This window comes from Streptomyces sp. G45 (assembly GCF_049542095.1).
GTDB lineage: Bacteria > Actinomycetota > Actinomycetes > Streptomycetales > Streptomycetaceae > Streptomyces.
The window spans coordinates 2,431,191-2,449,508 of the sequence record NZ_JBMUZU010000001.1 but is presented as its reverse complement, the minus strand read 5'-3'; the positions used below and the strand labels follow the sequence as shown (position 1 = coordinate 2,449,508).

The window sequence follows — 18,318 nt, the reverse complement described above, 5'->3', positions numbered from 1 at the left end:
CCGGGAAGCGGCAGTAGCAACGTATGCGGGACGTCAGGGACGATGAAGGAACGGAGCGGTTCGTGAGCGGTGCGGGCGCGGGCGACAGCACGACGTCGATGAACCAGGGGACCTTCGATTCGGTGAACGGCCCGATGGCCCACCAGCGGACCGCACCGGATGCTCCGTCCGGTGCCGGGCCGCGCTCGCGCCGCCCCGGTTTCGCACCCGGCTCCCAGGTCGTGGTGCGCGACGAGCAGTGGCTGGTGAAGAAGGTCGCCGACACCAAGTACGACGGCTGGATGGTCGAGGTCACTGGCGTCTCCGCCCTGGTACGCGGCATGGACGCCGTCTTCTACGGGAAGCTGGACCACATCGAGCCGATCGACCCCGACAAGACCCGTCTGGTTCCCGACTCCTCGCCGAACCACCGCAAGGCGCGCCTCTACCTGGAGGCCGTCATCCGCAAGACCGCTCTGCCGCAGACCGAGCACGGGCTCGCACTGGTCGGCAACTTCCTCATGGACCAGCAGACGCACCAGCTCCGCCCCGCCGAGCTGGCCCTGTCGAAGGACAACCCCCAGCCGCGCGTGCTTATCGCGGACGTGGTGGGTCTCGGCAAGACCCTGGAGATCGGCATCCTGCTGGCCGAGCTGATCCGCCGGGGCCGCGGCGAGCGCATCCTCGTGGTCACCCCGGCGCACGTCCTGGAGCAGTTCCAGCGTGAGCTGTGGACTCGTTTCTCCATCCCCCTCGTCCGCCTGGACTCCACCGGCATCCAGCGCATCCAACAGGACATCCCGGCCGGCCGGAATCCATTCGCCTACTTCAAGCGGGCGATCATCTCGGTGGACACCCTCAAGAGCGACGTCTACGCCCACCACCTGGAGAACACCGAGTGGGACGCCGTCGTCATCGACGAGTCGCACAACCTGGTCAACCGCGGCACGAAGAACAACGACCTGGCCCGTCTCCTCGCCCGCCGCAGCGACGCCTTCGTGCTGGCCTCCGCCACCCCTCACAACGGGGACGCCGAGTCCTTCGCCGAGCTGATCGGCATGCTGGACGAGGCGGCGATCGCCGATTCGTCGTCGTACGACGTGAAGGACCTGGGGCACCTCTACATCCGCCGCACCAAAACAGATCGCGAGGTACGCGACTCTCTCAAGGGTGAGTGGGCAGACCGCGGCCCGTCCAGCCCCGTCCTCGCCAAGGCGACCGCGAAGGAGGAAGCGGTCCTGGAGGAGTTCGCCACGCGCTGGATCCCGCGCGACCCGGCCGCCTCCTCCGTGTGCGTGGACTCGATGGTCGCCTACAACCTGCTGAAGGCGTTCCTCTCCTCCCACCGCGCCTTCCAAGCATCCGTCGCTGCCCGGACCAAGATCCTCGAAAAGCCCCTGAAGGGCCGCAAGGGCCAGGACCCCGCGCAGCTGGAGGCAGCGCGGCAGATCGAGCGGAAGGCGATCGTCGACCTGACTCGGCTCGCGAACGACCTGGGCGACGACGATTCGTCCAAGCTCGAAGCCCTGGTCGATGTGCTCAAGGAAATCGGTGTCAAGCCCGGTTCGGACATCCGTGTCGTGGTCTTCTCCGAGCGCATCCCCACCTTGAAGTGGCTGGCTGAAACCGTCCCGGAACGGCTCGGCTTCCCGCGGACGACGAAGCTGGAGCAGACCGAGGAGGACTCTAAGCCCTGGAAGGCGTACGGCGGGGTCGTCGAGGTCATGCACGGCGACGCCACCGGTGAGGAGGAGCAGCAGCGCATCGTCGAGGGGTTCGGCCTGGCCACGAAGCCCGTCCGGCTCCTGTTCACCGGCGATGTGGCCTCGGAGGGCGTCAACCTGCACCAGCAGTGCAACGAGCTGATCCACTACGACCTCCCCTGGTCGCTGATCCGCATCGAGCAGCGCAACGGCCGCATCGACCGCTACGGGCAGAAGAACAGCCCCCGGTTCCGGGCGTTGGTGCTCACCAGCGACGTGGAGTGGCGTACCGATGACACGACCGGCGAGCCCCTGCCGCTCGACGACCGTCTCGTCGGCGCGAAGCTGCTTGCCCGCGAGGAGGAGGCCCACCGCATCGAGGGCACCGCGGAAGCGGTCACCGGGATCTACAAGGCGAAGGAGGAAGAGGACCGGCTCACCCGCGACCTCATCGCCGGCCGCACGGTCGAGGAGTCGATCAAGCAGTCGTCGTCGACGGCAGTCAGCGGAGTGAAGGCCATGCTCGCCAAGGCGATGGGCAACGTCGGAGCGAAGAAGCCGACGGACGACGTACCGCGTGCCACCGTGCCCAGCCTGTTCGGCACGGTCGGCAGCGCCACCGCTACCTCCGACTACTTCGACGAGGCCCTCCGCCAGGTCTGCCACCCCATCAGCCCCGACATCGCCCTCAAGCTCCGGCGCGAAGGTGACGGGACGATCGCCTTCCAGCCGCCGCCGGACCTCCTCCACCGTCTGAAAGCCCTGCCGAAGTCGTATCTCACCGAGCAGGAGATCCTCCCCACGGCGAACAGGGAGGCCCGCATCCGCCTCACCTTCGACAAGGGCCTCGCCGCCAAGCGCCTGAAGGTGGCCCGCGAGGAGTCCGACAGCCAGTGGCCGAACGTCAGCTATGTCTCCGACGTGCACCCCGTCCTGGACTGGGTCACCGACAAGGCACTAGCCGCCCTCCGGCACGACGAGGCGTTCGTGCTCGCCTTCGACCCGGACCGCGACAAGGCGGCCGACATCGATCCTGAGCTGCCCGCCGCGCTCGACGGCCCTGTCTACCTCCTCCAGGGCATCTACTCGAACAAGGCCGGACGTCCCACCGTCGTCGAGTGGATGGCCGTCACCGGCCTGCCCGGCGCCCCGCGCACCTACCGCATGGACAACGCCTTCCTCGCAGCCTGCCGGGTCGGCCCGAGCATGCCGGGGCGTGCCGCGCCGGTGAACAAGGACGCGCTCCAGCGCTGGGTGCCGACCGCGGTCGCCGAGGCGCGGCGGTTCCTGGAGGGCCGTGAGGCCGCGTACACACAGCAGATCGAAGCCGTACTCGAACCGTTCGAGAAGCGGGTCACCGAGTGGAAGCAGGCCGCGCTGTTCACCGCGGAGGCCCGCCGATCCCAGAAGAAGAAGAACGACGTGAACCTCACGGCCGACCGGCGCCGGACGCTGATCCGCTCCCTGCGGACCTCGGGTGCCCCGCTGCTGCGGCTGCTCGCCGTCCTGGAACCGCTGGACGCCACCCCCGTACCGCCCACCACCGGATCCGCCGCGACCGACCTGCCCGACGCCGGAGAGACGACCGCCTGATGAGCACCGACTTCGACTCCTTCTCCAACCGCGGCGAGTACCTGTCCGCCCACTACTTCGCCGAGCAGCTCGCCGACGGTCTGAAGAAGGGCGTGTTCGCGGCCTGGTCGGACCGCGAGTCCGACGAGAACGACAAGCGCCCGACACCGCGCGTCGCCCTGCGCGGCCTGCGCCCCGTCTACCTCGACGAGAAGTACCGCGGGTTCTTCGCAGAGCAGGCCAAGGCGGACGGGGAGGACGACGAGCACCCCGACAAGGAGGGCTTCGGAGAGCGCCTCAACACCTACGAGGACGAGGAGTGGCGCGGGCGCGTCGCCGAGTGGCACCGCAAGGTGCTCACCGCCCTCGGCTACCCGGGGGCCGGTGCCGAGGAGGGTCCGCGCGAGCTGACCGTCCACCGCGCCGGACGCGATCACACGGTGAAGGTCGCCTGGCACGGAGACGGCATCGTCGCCGTCGACTGCGGCTGGTCCGCGAGCAACGACACCGCCTTGGACGCCGACGGCTACGGTCGCCTGCTCCACCCGCTGCGGACGGTGGGCAACGGCGAGGCCTACGAGTCGGGGCACGCGCTCGCTACCTGGCTGTTCCAGAGCGAACTGGGCGGCGAGGGCGGCAGCGCCCCGCGCTTCGTCCTGCTGCTCTGCGGCGGCGTGATCGTCCTCGCCGACCGGCAGGCATGGGGCGAGGGCCGCTACCTCGCCGCCAACCTCGACGCCGCCCTGGAACGCTACGACCGCCGCCAGACCGGCGAACTGGCCACCATCGCCGGTCTGTTCAGCCACGACGCGCTCGCCCCGGCCGAGGACGGCAAGGGTCCCGCCATCGACGCCCTGGTCAAGGCGTCGCGGGACAACGCGGTAGGGGTCTCCGGCGAGCTGCGCCAGGGACTCCAGAAGTCCGTCGAGATCATCGCGAACGAGGTCCTGGCCCGGCTGGAGGAGACCGGCCTCGAACCGCGCGACCTTGAAGAGCCGGGGGAGCCCTTCGCCCGGCAGCTCACCCGCGAGGCGCTGCGCTACCTCTACCGCATTCTGTTCCTCCTGTATGCCGAGGCCCGCCCCGAGCTGGGCATCCTCCCGGCCGACGACGGCACCTACGAGGCCGGCTACTCGGTGGCCCGCCTCCGGGAGATCGTCGAGCGGGACGCCCAGCTCACGGACGAGACCGCCCGCAACGGCACCCACCTGCACGACTCCCTCGACCTCCTCTTCAACAAGGTCAACTACGGGCACCGCGAGTACGGCACGGAACCGTGGGATGAGCAGGACGGCGACGACGCCGAGACCCGGAAGAAGAAGGCCAAGCAGCGCAGTGAGGGGCGTGGGCTGCGCTTCGAACCGCTGCGGAGCGAACTCTTCGAACCGGCGGCGGTGAAGCTCATCGGCCGCGGCACCCGCGACCCGCGCCGCGACGAGGAGAGCCCTGAGGGCCCGGCCTGGCTCGATCTGCGTCTGCGTAACAGCGCCCTGCACGAGGTGCTGCGCCTGCTGACCATGAAGAAGGCCAAGCGGCGCGGTGAGCGCGGCGGCTTCATCTCGTACCGCAATCTCGGCATCAACCAGCTCGGTGCGGTCTACGAGGGGCTGATGTCGTACACCGGCATCATCGCCGAGGAGGAGCTGTCGGAGGTCGCGAAGGGCGGCGACCCGGAGAAGGGTTCCTGGCTCGTCCCCTCGCACCGGCTCAAGGAGTACGACGAGAAAACCTGGGTCCAGTACGACGAGCGGGACCGCGAGGAGAAGGGCCTGCGCGGGCCGAAGAAGTACCCGGCGGGGACGTTCGTCTACCGCCTCGCGGGCCGTGACCGGGAGACCTCCGCTTCGTACTACACCCCCGAGTCCCTGACCAAGGTCACCGTCGAACTCGCCCTGAAGCACCGCCTCGACCAGGAGAAGGACGAGGCCGGGAATGTCATCAAGACGCGGGCTTCAGAGCTGCTGAAGTACCGCATCTGCGAGCCGGCGCTCGGCTCCGGGGCGTTCCTCAACGAGGCGATCAACCAGGTCGCCGAGGAGTATCTGCGGCGGCGGCAGGATGAGTTGGGCCGCTCGATTCCGACCGCGCAGGCGTTGACCGAGAAGCAGAAGGTCAAGGCGTACATCGCGCTGCACAACGCGTACGGCGTGGACCTGAACCGGACGGGTGTCGAGCTGGCCGAGGTCTCGCTGTGGCTCAACACCATGCATCCCGGGATGCGGGCGCCTTGGTTCGGGCTGCACCTGCGGCGCGGCAACTCGCTGATCGGCGGGCGGCGGGCGGTGTACGCGGCGGAGGATGTATCGCCGCAGAAGGGCAGGCCCGCCTGGCTGAAGGACAAGGACACCCTGGCGCCGACGCGGCTGCCGTTCCGGGACAACGAGGCGGGCGGGCAGGAACTGCCGCTGCCGGACGGTGCGGTGCACCAGTTCCTGCTGCCGACGCCGGGCTGGGCGGCGGTGACACGGGCGGGCGGTGACGCGAAGAAGCTGCTCGGGCAGCTCGCCGGGGACGGCGTGCAGCAGCTGAAGGATTGGAAGAAGGGCATCCTCCAGAAGCCGGAGCGGAAGTACACGCAGTCCGGTACGCCGCGGATCGACCGGAAGACCGGTGACGAGGCCGCCTCCCAGTACACCCGGCTGCGGGACGCGGCGCGGCGCGCGGAGTTCCTGTGGCAGCTCGTCGTCAAGCGGATGGAGCTGTCTGAACGGGAGATCGCCCGCAGCATCGACGTCTGGGAAGCCGACCCGAAAGACGAGGAGTTCGCGTTCCTGCGCCGGGCCGAGAACGTCAGTGCGACACCGCAGTCGAAGGAGAAGGTCTACGCGGACCTCTTCAACGCTGTGGACACGCCGTACTGGCGGCTGAAGCAGGTGATGGACGCCTGGTGCGCGCTGTGGTTCTGGCCGGTGGACAAGGTTGGTCTGCTCGACGGTACGGACGGGGAGTACGCGGCGGAGTCCGTCGACGTGGAGGAGTTGCTGGGCGGGTTCGGGGAGCCGCAGATGCCCCAGGTAGCGGCGGAGGAGGCGCGGCCGAGCAGCGAACCTGCGCCTGCTCCTGCCGCGAGCAAGCCCGCGCCCCGGTTCGCTCAGGCGGGGCTGCTCTTCCAGATGGCCGGTGATCAGCCCTCCCTCGACGACGCAAACATGGAGGCTGAGGGTGACTACTTCTACGAGGTGCAGAAGGCCGGCGGCGCCCCGAAGCAGCGCAAGAAGCCGACCGGCCCCGCACCGAAGCGCCGCCGCCCTGTCATCCCGCTCAAGGACCTGAACGACTGGCTCGACTTCCTGGAGTCCATGCTCGGGGTGGGTCCGGTCCCCGACGGCAGTATTGGATCCGACCTCGACAACCTCAAGGACTTGGGGGAGTACGAGAAGCTGCTCCTGGACGAGATGTGGATGGACCGCACCGACCCGGAGGCGCGATACCCCTGGATGGGGGTCGTGAGGGAAATCGCGGAGGAGCAGGGCTTCCTGCATTGGGAGTTGGACTTTGCGCTCGCCTTTGCCCAGGGGGGCGGGTTCGATCTGCAGGTAGGGAATCCACCTTGGGTGCGGCCTGAGTGGAAGGAGAACTCTGTTATCGCGGAGTTCGAGCCGTGGTTCATGTTGACGGAGAAACCTCCGGCGGCCGAGAAGCAGCGGCGGCGCACGGTTGAGCTGGCCAAGGCTGAGGTGGCAGCGTACGTCCTGGGTGAAGTGACTGCTACGACGACGCTTGCCGATTATCTGGCGGCGCCACAGGTGTATCCGCTGGTTTCAGGAACGAAGCCAGATCTCTATCGCGCATTCATGTGCCAGGTGTGGGACCACACTGCGGCATTCGGCAGCACCGGGCTGGTTCACCCTGACACGCATTTCACCGGCGTGAAAGAGGCAGCGCTCCGTGAGGCGGCCTATAGTCGGTTGCGAATGCACGGTGACTTCGTCAACGCCGGTAATCGATTCTTTCCGCCGCCCGTTGGTAGGTCCAGTCACTTCGGCGTGCACATCTATGGCACCCACGGGAAGATTGACTTTAAGCACCTTTCTTGGCTCTTCTCCGTAGAGGCACTGCGACTTTCCGAGGCGCACGACGGTAAGGGTGACGCGCCGGGTGTGAAGTTTGACGGTGATTGGGACGAGCGACCGCACAGTCAGCGCGTCTTCCAGGTAGTCACGGATACTCTGTCGCATTGGCAGAAGCTTTCTGGAGAACAGAATGTCCCCGCCGAACAAGCGCGACTACTTACTCCGGTGAGCACGGCCGAGAATCCGGCTATTGAAGTGCTCGCGAGCTATCCCCTGCGGCTCGGAGCCCTGCCCCAGATCACCGTTGGGTTCGACGAAGGTGCATCGAAGAAGCCTCTATATGGCCCCGGCAAGAACCAATCATTGATCGACTACAATAGGAACCTTCAGAGTCGAGAGGATTTCCAAGTAGCTGCTTGGGGAGAAGTTATCCTCAAGGGTCCGCAGATCGGTGTCGCTAACCCGTTCTTCAAGCAGCCCAGTCAGGGAGGTGGCGAAGTGCGCGGTCTTAGTCACCTTGAGCTGCCGTCGGATGCGGTCCCGGAGTCGGAGTACCGGCGGGCTGCAGACGAGGTCACGTACAAGAATGAGCAAGATTTTTGGTTGGATCACGCCGAGCTGGAGCGGTTGCGAGTTTCCGAAGAGGTTATTCGAGCAGTTAAGGAGAATTTGGCGGAGAAGCTGGCTTGTCGGCCCAAAGATATTTCACACGAGTCAGTGTACGAGCAGCTTGTGGTTCAGGCGACGAAGCCGTTTACGGCGTTCTATCGACTTGCGTGGCGTAAGATGATTGCTCCTGATACGGAACGAGCGCTGTATGCGGCCCTATTGCCGCCGAAGGTTGCTCACGTTGACGGACTCTTCAGTCTGGCCATGCCGACGAATGAAGAGACGGCGCTCGTGTCTGGTTTCTGGGCTTCTCTCCCTCTCGACTACTTCCTTCGCACAACGAACCGTTCGCAGCTTCAATTCGCTGGAGCTAGGTCGATGCCCGCACCTGCCTCGGGCCACCCCCTAGCCCCCGCCCTCCTCCTCCGCACCCTCCGCCTGAACTGCCTCACCACCGCCTACGCCGACCTCTGGAAGGAACTCCACGACCCCACCTGGGCCGACCGCGAGCCCTGGGCGCGCCCCTGGCCCCTGATGTCCACGAAACTCAACGAGACCACCCCCACCTGGCAGCGCGACACCCCCCTCCGCACCGAGTACGCCCGCCGCGCAGCCCTCGTCGAGATCGACGCCCTCGTAGCCGTATGGCTCGGCATCGACGCCGACACGCTCGTCACTATGTACCGGGCCCGCTTCCCGATCATGCAAGACTTCGACCGCGTGACCTGGTTCGACGCCGCCGAGCGCAAGATCGCCGGTGACCGCTACACCTACGGCCACGGCCAGGACAAGGACCACTGGAAGCAGTTCGAGAAGTACCAGGCCGACCCCGCCTTCAAAGCCCACCAGGTTGACCCGGAAAACAACCCCGCCCCCCAAACCCCCGTCCCCGACGGCTACACCGCCCCCTTCTACAAAGCCGACCGCGAGACCGAGATGCGCGAAGCGCACGCCTACTTCCAGAAGCGGCTGGATGAGGCCGTGGCCGCAGGCAAGTGGGACCCGGTCAAGCAGGAGGTGCCGAAGCCGTGAGGCCGACGCTCGAAGCGGAAGGGCTGAAGGAGAGCCTGCTTCAGTACCTCTCCACCACCTACGCGCTGACCGACGAGGGTGCGCGGAAGGCGCTGCACCGGTTCCTGGGGGACGACAACTCCGGTATGTTCCGGGGGCCGTTCCTCCGCCTGCGCACGCCATTCGTCCCGGCGGACCCGTCCTGGGAGCAGTATCTCGACTGGCGACGCACAGACGGCTGGACGCCGTACGCCCACCAGGCCGTGGCCTTCGAGCGGCTGTCCTCCGCAGGCGGCCGGACACCCCGGCCGACCCTCGTCACCACTGGCACCGGATCCGGTAAGACGGAGTCCTTCCTCTACCCGGTGCTCGACCACTGCGCCCGCGAACGGGCCGCCGGGCGCGGCGGGGTCAAGGCCGTGTTCCTGTACCCCATGAACGCCCTTGCCACCGACCAGGCGCAGCGCATCAACGGGCTTCTTACCGATCACCCGGAACTCAGCAAGGTCCGGGCCGGTCTCTACATCGGTGAGCGCGCGGCCACCCGGTACGGGCGGGTGTACACAGACCGGTACGACATGCAGGTCACGCCGCCCGACATTCTCATCACCAACTACAAGATGCTGGACCTCCTCCTCCAGCGTGCCGAGGACGCCGCGATGTGGACGGGCTCCGACATCCGGTACGTCGTCGTCGACGAGTTCCACACCTACGACGGTGCGCAGGGCACCGACGTGGCGATGCTGCTGCGCCGGCTCGCCTCCGCCGTCGGGGCATCGGAGAAGGGGCGCCCCCTCGGTCACATCTGCCCGGTCGCCACCTCCGCGACCCTCGCTTCGGGGACGGACGCCGACGGAGCGCGGCAGTTGCTCGACGTGGCGACCCAGGTGTTCGGAACGGAGTTCACCGCCGATGCCATCGTCGGTGAACAGCGGCTGACTGTGGACGCGTTCGTGCCCAGCGACGACTTCGACCCGATCCTGCCCGTGCCGACCCCCGACGAGCTGGCCGCCCTGCCCGACCCCACCCTCGGTGAGGAGGAGTTCGCCGCTCTGGCGGAAGTCGTCACTGGTAGCAGAGATACCGCTCCGTTCACGCTCGGCCGGGTGCTGAAGCGGCACCCACTGACTGCCGCAGTGCTGCACGCCCTCGACGGGCAAGTGCGGTCCATGCCGGAGGTCCTGGACCTGATGTGGCGCCGGGGCGCCCAGGCATGGGGCCGGACCATCACCCTGCGCCCCGACGTGGCGGCGAAGGCACTCGCCCGCTTCGTCGCGCTGCTCTCGGTGGCCCGTGACCCGGCGTCCACGCCCAAGGAGCCGCGTCCCTTCGTGCAGGTTGAGGTCCACCAGTGGGCCCGGTCGGTGTCCCGTCTCGTGCGGGGAGTACTGCCGTGGCCCAAGGCCGAGTTCCAGTGGGACGCGGCCAGCGCGCCCGAGACCTCTGCGGAAGCCGCGGCCCGCACCGCGCCCGTCACCACCGCCACCGAGGGGCAGTCGGCGAACCTGTTCCTGCCCGCTGTGTACTGCCGTGACTGCGGGCGTTCCGGGTGGGCGGTCTTCACCCCGGAGTCCGACGACCTGGCCGTCGAGGTCGACTCGCACAAGATCCGGCGGGCCTCGGTCAGCCAGGACAAGATGCGGGTGCGTAATCTCATCGCCGCCACCGACGGTGAGGCGCGGGAGGGCTCCGGAGCCGCGCCCATGGAAGGGGCAGGCCGCGCTGCCCAACGCGCCGACGCCAACGCGCTCAGCGTGGCGGGGGCGGGACAGCTCCGCGTCCTGGACGGCCCGAAGCGCAGGCTGCGGCTGCCCGACCCGGTGGCCGACTACGACCTGGAGACCGGGAGCCCCCGGCTGGCCGGTGCCGACTCGGCATTCGTCCTCGTCTACCTGGGGGAGACCGCGACCACCGCCGCCGAGGAAGACTGGTGCCCGGCCTGCGGCTCGCGCAACACGATCCGCTTCCTCGGTACCGGCGCCGCCGCGCTCACCGCCGCCTCCATCACCCAGCTGTTCACCGGCGGGGAACTGGACGAGAAGCAGGGCGAGACGAAGACCCTGATGTTCAACGACTCGGTGCAGGACGCCGCGCACCGCGCCGGGTTCGTCGCCAGCCGCTCGTACACGTTCTCGCTGCGCGCCCTGTTCAAGAGCCACCTCTCCGAGGACACCCCGACCGCGCTCAACGACCTGATCGCCGACGTGGTCTCCGCGACCACCGACCGAACGACGCTCGCTGCCGTCGTGCCCACCGACCTCCACGACATCAAGGGCGTCAAGAAGCTCCTCTCCGGCCAGGGCCGGGGAGGGGACTACAAGACCTGGCAGCTGATCGGGGAGCGCTTCGCCTTTGAGGCGTTGATGGAGTTCGGGTTCCGGTCCCGCAACGGCCGCACCCTCGAACTCACCCGTACCGCCGCCGCGCAGGTGCGCATAGCGGACCCGACCGCCGCCGTCGAGATCGTCCGCACCGCGCACGCCGCCCCGTACGGCAAGGGCGGCCAGCTCCCCGTCCCCGACGCACTGAACGACGACCGGTATCTTGGGTTCCTCCGGATTTTCCTGGAGCGGCTGCGGACCCGCGGCGCCATCGGCCATCGCTGGCTGGACGGCTACCTGAAAGAAGCCGGAACCAGCCGCTACTTCATCTGGGGCAAGCGGCCCGTGGGTATGCGGGCCTTCCCCAAGGGCATCGCCGCGCCCGTCTTCCTGCTGAGCGCGCCGAAGGCGAGAAGCGAGTTCGACTTCGCCACCGGACGCCTTTCCTGGTACGAGCGGTGGGCCCAGCGCAGCCTCGGCCTGCCCCGCGAGCAGGCCGCAGAGTTCTGGTCGCGGCTGTTGCCCGAACTCGTCGCCGCCGGGCTGCTCGCCGCGCGCACGCCCGAGGACAGCAGCCTCAGGGTCTACGGGCTCAAGCCGGGCGCCGTCGACGTCCAGCTCCTGAAGGACAGTGAGGTCAACGAGGCGTTCGTCCGCTGCCCGAACTGCTTCTGGGAACAGACCGTCCACCCGTCCCTGCTCGGCCAGTGGGACGGTCAGAAGTGCCCCGCCTACCGCTGCCGCACCGGCCGTCTCGTCGCCGGAACCCGGCCGGAAGGGCTCGGCCGGCACCAGCGGGACCGCGACTACCGCGAGGACTACTACCGTCGGCTGTACCGCAAGGCCGGCACCTACCAGGTGATCACCGCCGAGCACACCGGCATGCTCACCCGCCCGGAACGCGAGCGGGTCGAGGCGGCGTTCCGGGACGGCAGCGGGTTCAAGGACCCCAACGTGCTGTCCTGCACGCCCACCCTGGAGATGGGCATCGACATCGGCGACCTGTCGGCTGTCGTGCTCGCCGCCCTGCCCCGCCGCGCCGCCAACTACGTCCAACAGGTGGGCCGCGCGGGACGGCGTACCGGCAACGCCTTCCTTCTCACCATTCCCGACCGCAGTCGCCGGGACCTGTACTACCTCGACCAGCCCCGCGAGATGATCGCCGGGCAGATCGTGCCGCCAGGCAGCCATCTGTCGGCCATCGAGATCCTGCGTCGGCAGTACCTCGCCCACCTCCTTGACCTCGCCGCGCAGGGTCGGCTGAAGCGCGCCGACGGGCGGACGCTCGCCGCGATCCCGCGTGAAGCGCCCGCCCTCTTCGGCCCTACCGGATACCTCGAAGACCTCGTGGAGGCCGCGCTCGTCGGCGCCACCGAGCACGTGGAGGCCTTTCTCGGCCTCTTCCCCACCGGTGTCAGCCCTCAGGCCGCCGACGAACTGCGTGATTACGCCAAGCGCGAGCTGCGCGGCACCGTCGAGGAGGCCGCACGGCAGTGGAAGCGCGGGGAGGAGGAACTGCGGCGCAGGCTCACCTTCATCGACGAGGCCGTCCGTGAACTGCACGAGGACGACGACGAGCAGCGCGTCCGCAAGGCCGAACTCGAAGCGGAGCACCGGGCCGTCGGCCGGAGCCTGATGAAACGCGGAAACGTGACCGCCCAGCAGGCCCTCTGCGACCTCGGCCTGCTGCCGAACTACGCCCTGCTCGACGCTGTCACCACGCTCAATGCCACGCTGTACTGGTTCGACGGCACCGACCCTAAGACCGGGCGGGAACGCTTCGACTCCAAGATGCGCCCGTATGAGCGGCCTCAGCGTTACGCGCTGTCCGAACTTGCGCCCGGCAACACGTTCTATGTCAACGGCTATAAGCACCAGATCACCGGCATCGAGATCGGCAGCTCCACCCGGCCCGACTGGACGCCCTGGCGCTTCTGCCCTGAGTGCGGCTACGTCCGCACCGAGAACGCCGCCGAGGACCGCAGCCCGTGCCCGCGCTGTCACAGCACCGGCATCGCCGACGACGGCTCCTGCCTTCACCACGTGATCGAACCGACCGTCGTCACCTCCCGCGACAAGCGCGACGACGCCCGGATCAGCGACGACAAGGACGACCGCGAGCAGCGCTTTTACACGGTCATCGACGCGGTCGACTTCCCGGCTAAGCACATCCAGGCCAAGGCGTCCTGGCGCCACACCCGCGAGACTTTCGGTGTCGACTACTCTCGCAAGGCGGTCATCCGGAGGATCAACGTCGGTCCGCTCCGATTCGACGCCCGCGCCGAGGAGCAACTGTCCGGACACGACGTACGGCTGGCGCCTTTCTACGTCTGCACCGCCTGTGGGGCGGCGAGCGCCGACGGCAAGCCGGTCTTCGACCACGACACCGATGCCCTCGACACCTCCGCCGTACGCAACCCCGCCGTCAAGCACCACCAGCCCTGGTGCCCGCTGCGCCGGGGCAAGAGAGGGCCAGACGCGCCGAAGCAGGAACCGGTGCTCCTCGCCCACCAGCTCACCACCGAGGCTCTGCGCATCCTGCTGCCGGCCGCGACCGTCCTCGTCGACGAGAAGGTCCACTCCTTCCGGGCCGCCCTGAGACTGGGCGTCGACCGGCACTTCGGCGGCGACCCTGTCCACCTGGACACCACCCTCGCCACGATGCCCGACGCGGCCACCGGCGAGAGGCGGCACTTCCTCGTCCTGTACGACCGGCTGCCGGGAGGCACCGGCTACCTGGACCGGCTCAAGAAGCCCGAAGCCTTCCGCGACACCCTCGCCGAAGCACGGCAGATGCTGATCGCATGCCCCTGCAAGGAAGAGGGGCGGCGCGCCTGTCACCGCTGCCTGCACCGCCACGCGGAGGAGCGCCACCAGGAAGTGGTCTCGCGCAAAGACGCGCTGGAGATCATCAACAGTCTGCTCGGTCCCGTTGACGAGGACGGCCATCCGCTCACCGACGACGAGGGAAACCCGGTCAGCCACTGGGCCACCAAGGAGATTCCGACGACCGAGGCGATCGGCCTGGACCGGCAGGTCGAGTCCGACCTGGAGGCCCGCTTCCTCGCCGCCCTGCGTACTTGGAGCACCGGCCAGGACGACGCCGCTCTGGAGGAGAGCGGTGCGCACAGCGGCCTCCTGCGGTTCGCGGGGGCCACGGCATGGCGTATGACCGCCCAGCGCGACGAGGAGTTCACCAGGACCGACTTCACCTTCGAGAGGACCGACGGCACACCCCAGAACGTGCACGTCTTCCTCGACGGCCACCGCTTCCACGCGACCCGCACGCACAACCGGATCGCTTCGGACTGCAAGAAGCGGGACGAGCTGCGCGCTGGCGGAGCACTCGTCTTCCAGGTCACCTGGGACGACCTCGAACTCTTCGAGAAGGGCGAACGTGCCAAGGCCCGCCCGGTGTGGCCGCCCTACCGGCGCACCGGCCAGGACACCGCCAAGGACTGGTACGAGGAACTCGGCGGCGACCGCGTCGACCTCGCCGACGCCGTCTTCGCCAACCCCATCGACACGCTCCTCGGCTACCTCCGCGACCCCTCCCGCACCCGCTGGGGGCGACGAGCCCAGGCGCTGGTCGGCGGGCTCCTCAGCGCGCCCGAACCGCTGGCCCAGAACGTCAACCCCGCGCAGGCCCGCGCAACCGTGCGCAGCGCCCTGGGCTCCCTCGCGAAGGGCGGGAACCCGGCGGCCGACCTCGAACCCGTCACCGGGAACGGCGAAATCCTCGTCCTGTCCGCCACCGACGAACACGGTCTGCCGCTGCTCTACACCGTCGACCCGTCCGGCGGACCGGACGGCACCGCCGGGGTCGGCTGGGGCGCCCTCGCCGTACTCGACGACCAGGACCAGGACCAGCTCGGGACCCCCGCACACAAGCTCCGTTGGCGCTCCTGGCTCTATTGGTCCAACCTCCTCCAGTTCCTCGCCTTCACCGGCGGCGACGGCGTGCAGCTCGCCGGCAGCCTGGCCGCCGACTTCGCCGTGGAGGCACTGCGGGTCTCGGGCGGCCCCGGGGAGCTGGAGACACTCGTCGCGCGGCTGCGCCCCGAGACGGCAGCCACCGGCGCCACGGCTCCTGCGGACGTCACAGAGCCGACACCGGTGGTCCGGTCCACCGCCTCCTCCTCTCTGGAGCAGGCGGTCGAAGGACTGCTCCGGGACGCGGCCTGGGACGAGGACATCCTCGAACTCCTCGAAGAGGACGAGCCCGACTCCGACCTCACCCGGCTGGCCAAGGCACTCGCCGCACGCGGCAAGAAGGCCCCGGTCTTTGGCTACGAGCTGGGCGACCGTGGTTGGCAGGCCGACTTCGCCTGGCCCGGTGCCACCAAGGTGGCGGTGTTCGTCGACCCCGACGCCCACGACAGCGAGGAACGCAAGAAGCGGGACGACGCCTACACCGGCGACGGCTGGACCGTGCGTACGGCAGCCGACTGGCTGCACCACCTCGACACCCTGCTCACCCTGCTCCCGGACACGGAAGGCACCACCCACCGATGACCGCACGGCTCAGCCTGTACGAGAAGGCCGAACAGGAGCTCTACAAGCTCGACCGCTCGGTCAAGGGCAAGTTCTACGACTTCTGTCACCGCTTCCGGCAGAACCCGAACCACCCTGGTCTCGACCTCAAGCCACTCAAGGGCGACGGCCGCGTCTACCGCGCGAAGGTCGATCAGTCCTACCGCGCGCTCCTCGCCAAGATCGGCATCGACGGTGCCGGCCGCGAGAAGTGGCTGGTCGTAGCCGTCCGGCACCGTAAGCACGTCTACGAAGAACTCTCCGTCGCGATCAACCGCATCACCGGCGAGATCGAGTTCGTCGACCTCTCGGTGGTGGGCCAAAGCGTCCTCCAGCGGGCAGGGATGACGCTCACGCCGGCCGAGCAGCCCGAAGCCACGGACGAGCGGGAGCCGACCGCCCCCGCGCCGGCCACCACCGAAACCGCGGACGACACGACCGCCATTTCCCAGGCCGAGCCGCTCCTCACCGGCGTCACCGCCGAAGACCTCCGTGACCTCGGCGTCGCCGATCAGCTCATCGACCTCGCGCTCGCGGTCACCGAGAGCACCGAACTCGACGCCCTCGTCTCCGGCGCCCCCTCCTCACCAAGGACATCCTGTACGGCCTCGCCGCCGGTCTGTCCATCGAGGAGGTACGCAAGGAGATCACCGCTCCCGTCGAAGTGAAACTCGACGAATCCGACCGGCACGACCTGGACGCGGCGCTCGCCCGCACCACGGTCACCACCATCGACGACGCTCTCAAGGACATCATCGAAGAGGGCGACTTCCGCGCCTGGAAGGTCTTCCTCCACCCCGCCCAGGCCAAGCTCGTCGACCGCCGCTACAGCGGCTCGTTCAGGGTGTCCGGCGGACCCGGCACAGGCAAGACCATCGTCGCCCTCCACCGCGTCAAGCACCTCGCCGAACAGCTGCCCCTGGTCACAACAAGCCGATCCTGCTCACCACCTTCACCAAGAACCTCACCACTGACCTGCGCGCCCGCCTGGCGTCCCTGCTCGAACCCGAACTGCTGGCCCGCGTCGACATCACGCACATCGACCAGCTCGCCGCCCGCGTCCTCAACGAGAACACTGTCGCCGGCGCCGGGAAGCAGCGCATCTACGACAACGTCGCCCTGAACACCCTCCGCCAGGTCCTCCTCGAACTCGACGAGAAACGCTGGGACGCCGAATTCCTCTACGAGGAATGGGAGCAGGTGATCCTCGGTCAGTCCCTCGGCACCCGCAAGGCGTACTTCGAAGCGCGGCGAGCCGGACGCGGGCGTTCCGTCAGCCGACCCGACCGGGCACAGATCTGGAAGATCCTGGAGCAGTTCACCACCCGCCTCGACAAGGAGGGCCGCGAGACCTGGGGCCAGGCCGCCGAGCGCGCTGCCCGCTTTGAGATGCAGCGCGCCGCCAAGATCGAGCAACGGCAGCAGTACAAGGACGAGATCGGTGGCAGGGACCTCATCCACCGCGACGACAGTTCCGGCATGTACTACCTGGGCCACCGGTACAAGCACGTCGTCGTCGACGAGGCGCAGGATCTCAGGCCCGCCCACTGGAAGATGCTCCGGGCCATGGTCGCGTCGGGCGAGGACGACATGTTCATCGCCGGCGACACCCATCAGCGCATCTACGACCAGCAGGTCACCCTGGGGACCGTCGGCGTCCATATCCGCGGTCGCGCGGCGCGCCTCACCCTCAGCTACCGCACCACCCGCGAGATCCTGAACCGGGCCATGGAAGTGGTGAACCCCAAGAGCGATCAGATTTCCTTCGACGATCTCGATGACGGCACCGACACCCTCGACGGCTACCGTTCGGTTCTGCGTGGCCCTGCTCCTGAGTTCGTCCGCTGCGAGAGCTGGGACGACGAACTCGCCCAGCTCGCCACCACCCTGCGGGCCTGGCGCCAGGAACTCGCCACCGGCGGAGCCGACGGCAAGGTCCGCGATCCTCGCGGCAACATCGCGGTGTGCGTCGCCGACCGCGAGGCCGTCAACCAGGTCATGTACTACCTGGCGACCGAGGCCGAGCTGACCGTAGCCGAACTCACCAAGGAGGGCGTCAAGGGAGACGGCGACATCCACGTCGGCACCATGCACCGCTTCAAGGGCCTCGAATACCAGAAGCTCGCCATCGTCGGTGCCCGCGACGGCGTCATCCCCCGGGCGTCCGTCGTCCAGCGCTACCGCGACACGGACCCCCGGCGTCTCGCCCGTGAGGAACTGAAGGCCCGGTCACTGCTGTTCGTCGCGGCCACCCGCGCCCGCGACACCCTGCGGATCAGCTGGTACGGCAAGCCAAGCCCTTACCTGCCCAGGTAGCGGGTGCGTGAGCCCTGCCGTCCTTGATCGGGCGGCCGGGCTCACGCTTGACGTACGACGGTCGGGCCTCCTCGACGAACTCCGCCCACGCCTCACGTGACACACGGGTGATGGGTCCGGTTACGGTCTTGGAGTCCCGGATGTGTACGACTCCCGTGTCGGCCGCGACCCTCGACGCACTGGCCCACCCTCGACTCTGCTGTGGCTGCTCTTGAACCAAGCGAGGCCAGAAGCTACGGCTGAGGACTCAGAGCTGTTCGG

Annotated in this window: 4 protein-coding genes and 1 pseudogene; 4 read left to right on the top strand and 1 reads right to left on the bottom strand. The window is 68.3% G+C overall.

From position 1 onward, the window contains the following. Positions 1-62: 62 nt before the first annotated feature. The 4 genes and pseudogenes from ACOBQU_RS09650 (at position 63) to ACOBQU_RS09635 (ending at position 18,057) form a co-directional block, all read left to right on the top strand. Complete coding sequence (locus ACOBQU_RS09650; RefSeq protein WP_423625803.1) at positions 63-3,275, top strand: SNF2-related protein; 3,213 nt, start codon at positions 63-65, stop codon at positions 3,273-3,275. Next, positions 3,275-8,908: a hypothetical protein gene (locus ACOBQU_RS09645; RefSeq protein WP_423625802.1), complete on the top strand. Its 5,634-nt coding sequence runs from the start codon at positions 3,275-3,277 to the stop codon at positions 8,906-8,908. Before ACOBQU_RS09650 ends, ACOBQU_RS09645 begins: the two co-directional genes overlap by 1 nt. Further along, the gene (locus ACOBQU_RS09640) at positions 8,905-15,723 is read left to right on the top strand and encodes a DEAD/DEAH box helicase (RefSeq protein ID WP_423625800.1); all 6,819 of its coding nucleotides are present in this window, start codon (positions 8,905-8,907) and stop codon (positions 15,721-15,723) included. Before ACOBQU_RS09645 ends, ACOBQU_RS09640 begins: the two co-directional genes overlap by 4 nt. Then, positions 15,720-18,057, top strand: a pseudogene (locus tag ACOBQU_RS09635) (UvrD-helicase domain-containing protein). The gene ACOBQU_RS09640 and the pseudogene ACOBQU_RS09635 overlap by 4 nt, the downstream one beginning before the upstream one ends. On the opposite strand, the gene ACOBQU_RS09630 reads toward ACOBQU_RS09635, so the two are convergent. After that, on the bottom strand, positions 18,017-18,277 hold the full coding sequence (locus tag ACOBQU_RS09630; RefSeq protein ID WP_423625798.1) for a DUF397 domain-containing protein: 261 nt from the start codon (positions 18,275-18,277) through the stop codon (positions 18,017-18,019). The pseudogene ACOBQU_RS09635 and the gene ACOBQU_RS09630 overlap by 41 nt on opposite strands. Positions 18,278-18,318: the final 41 nt, after the last annotated feature.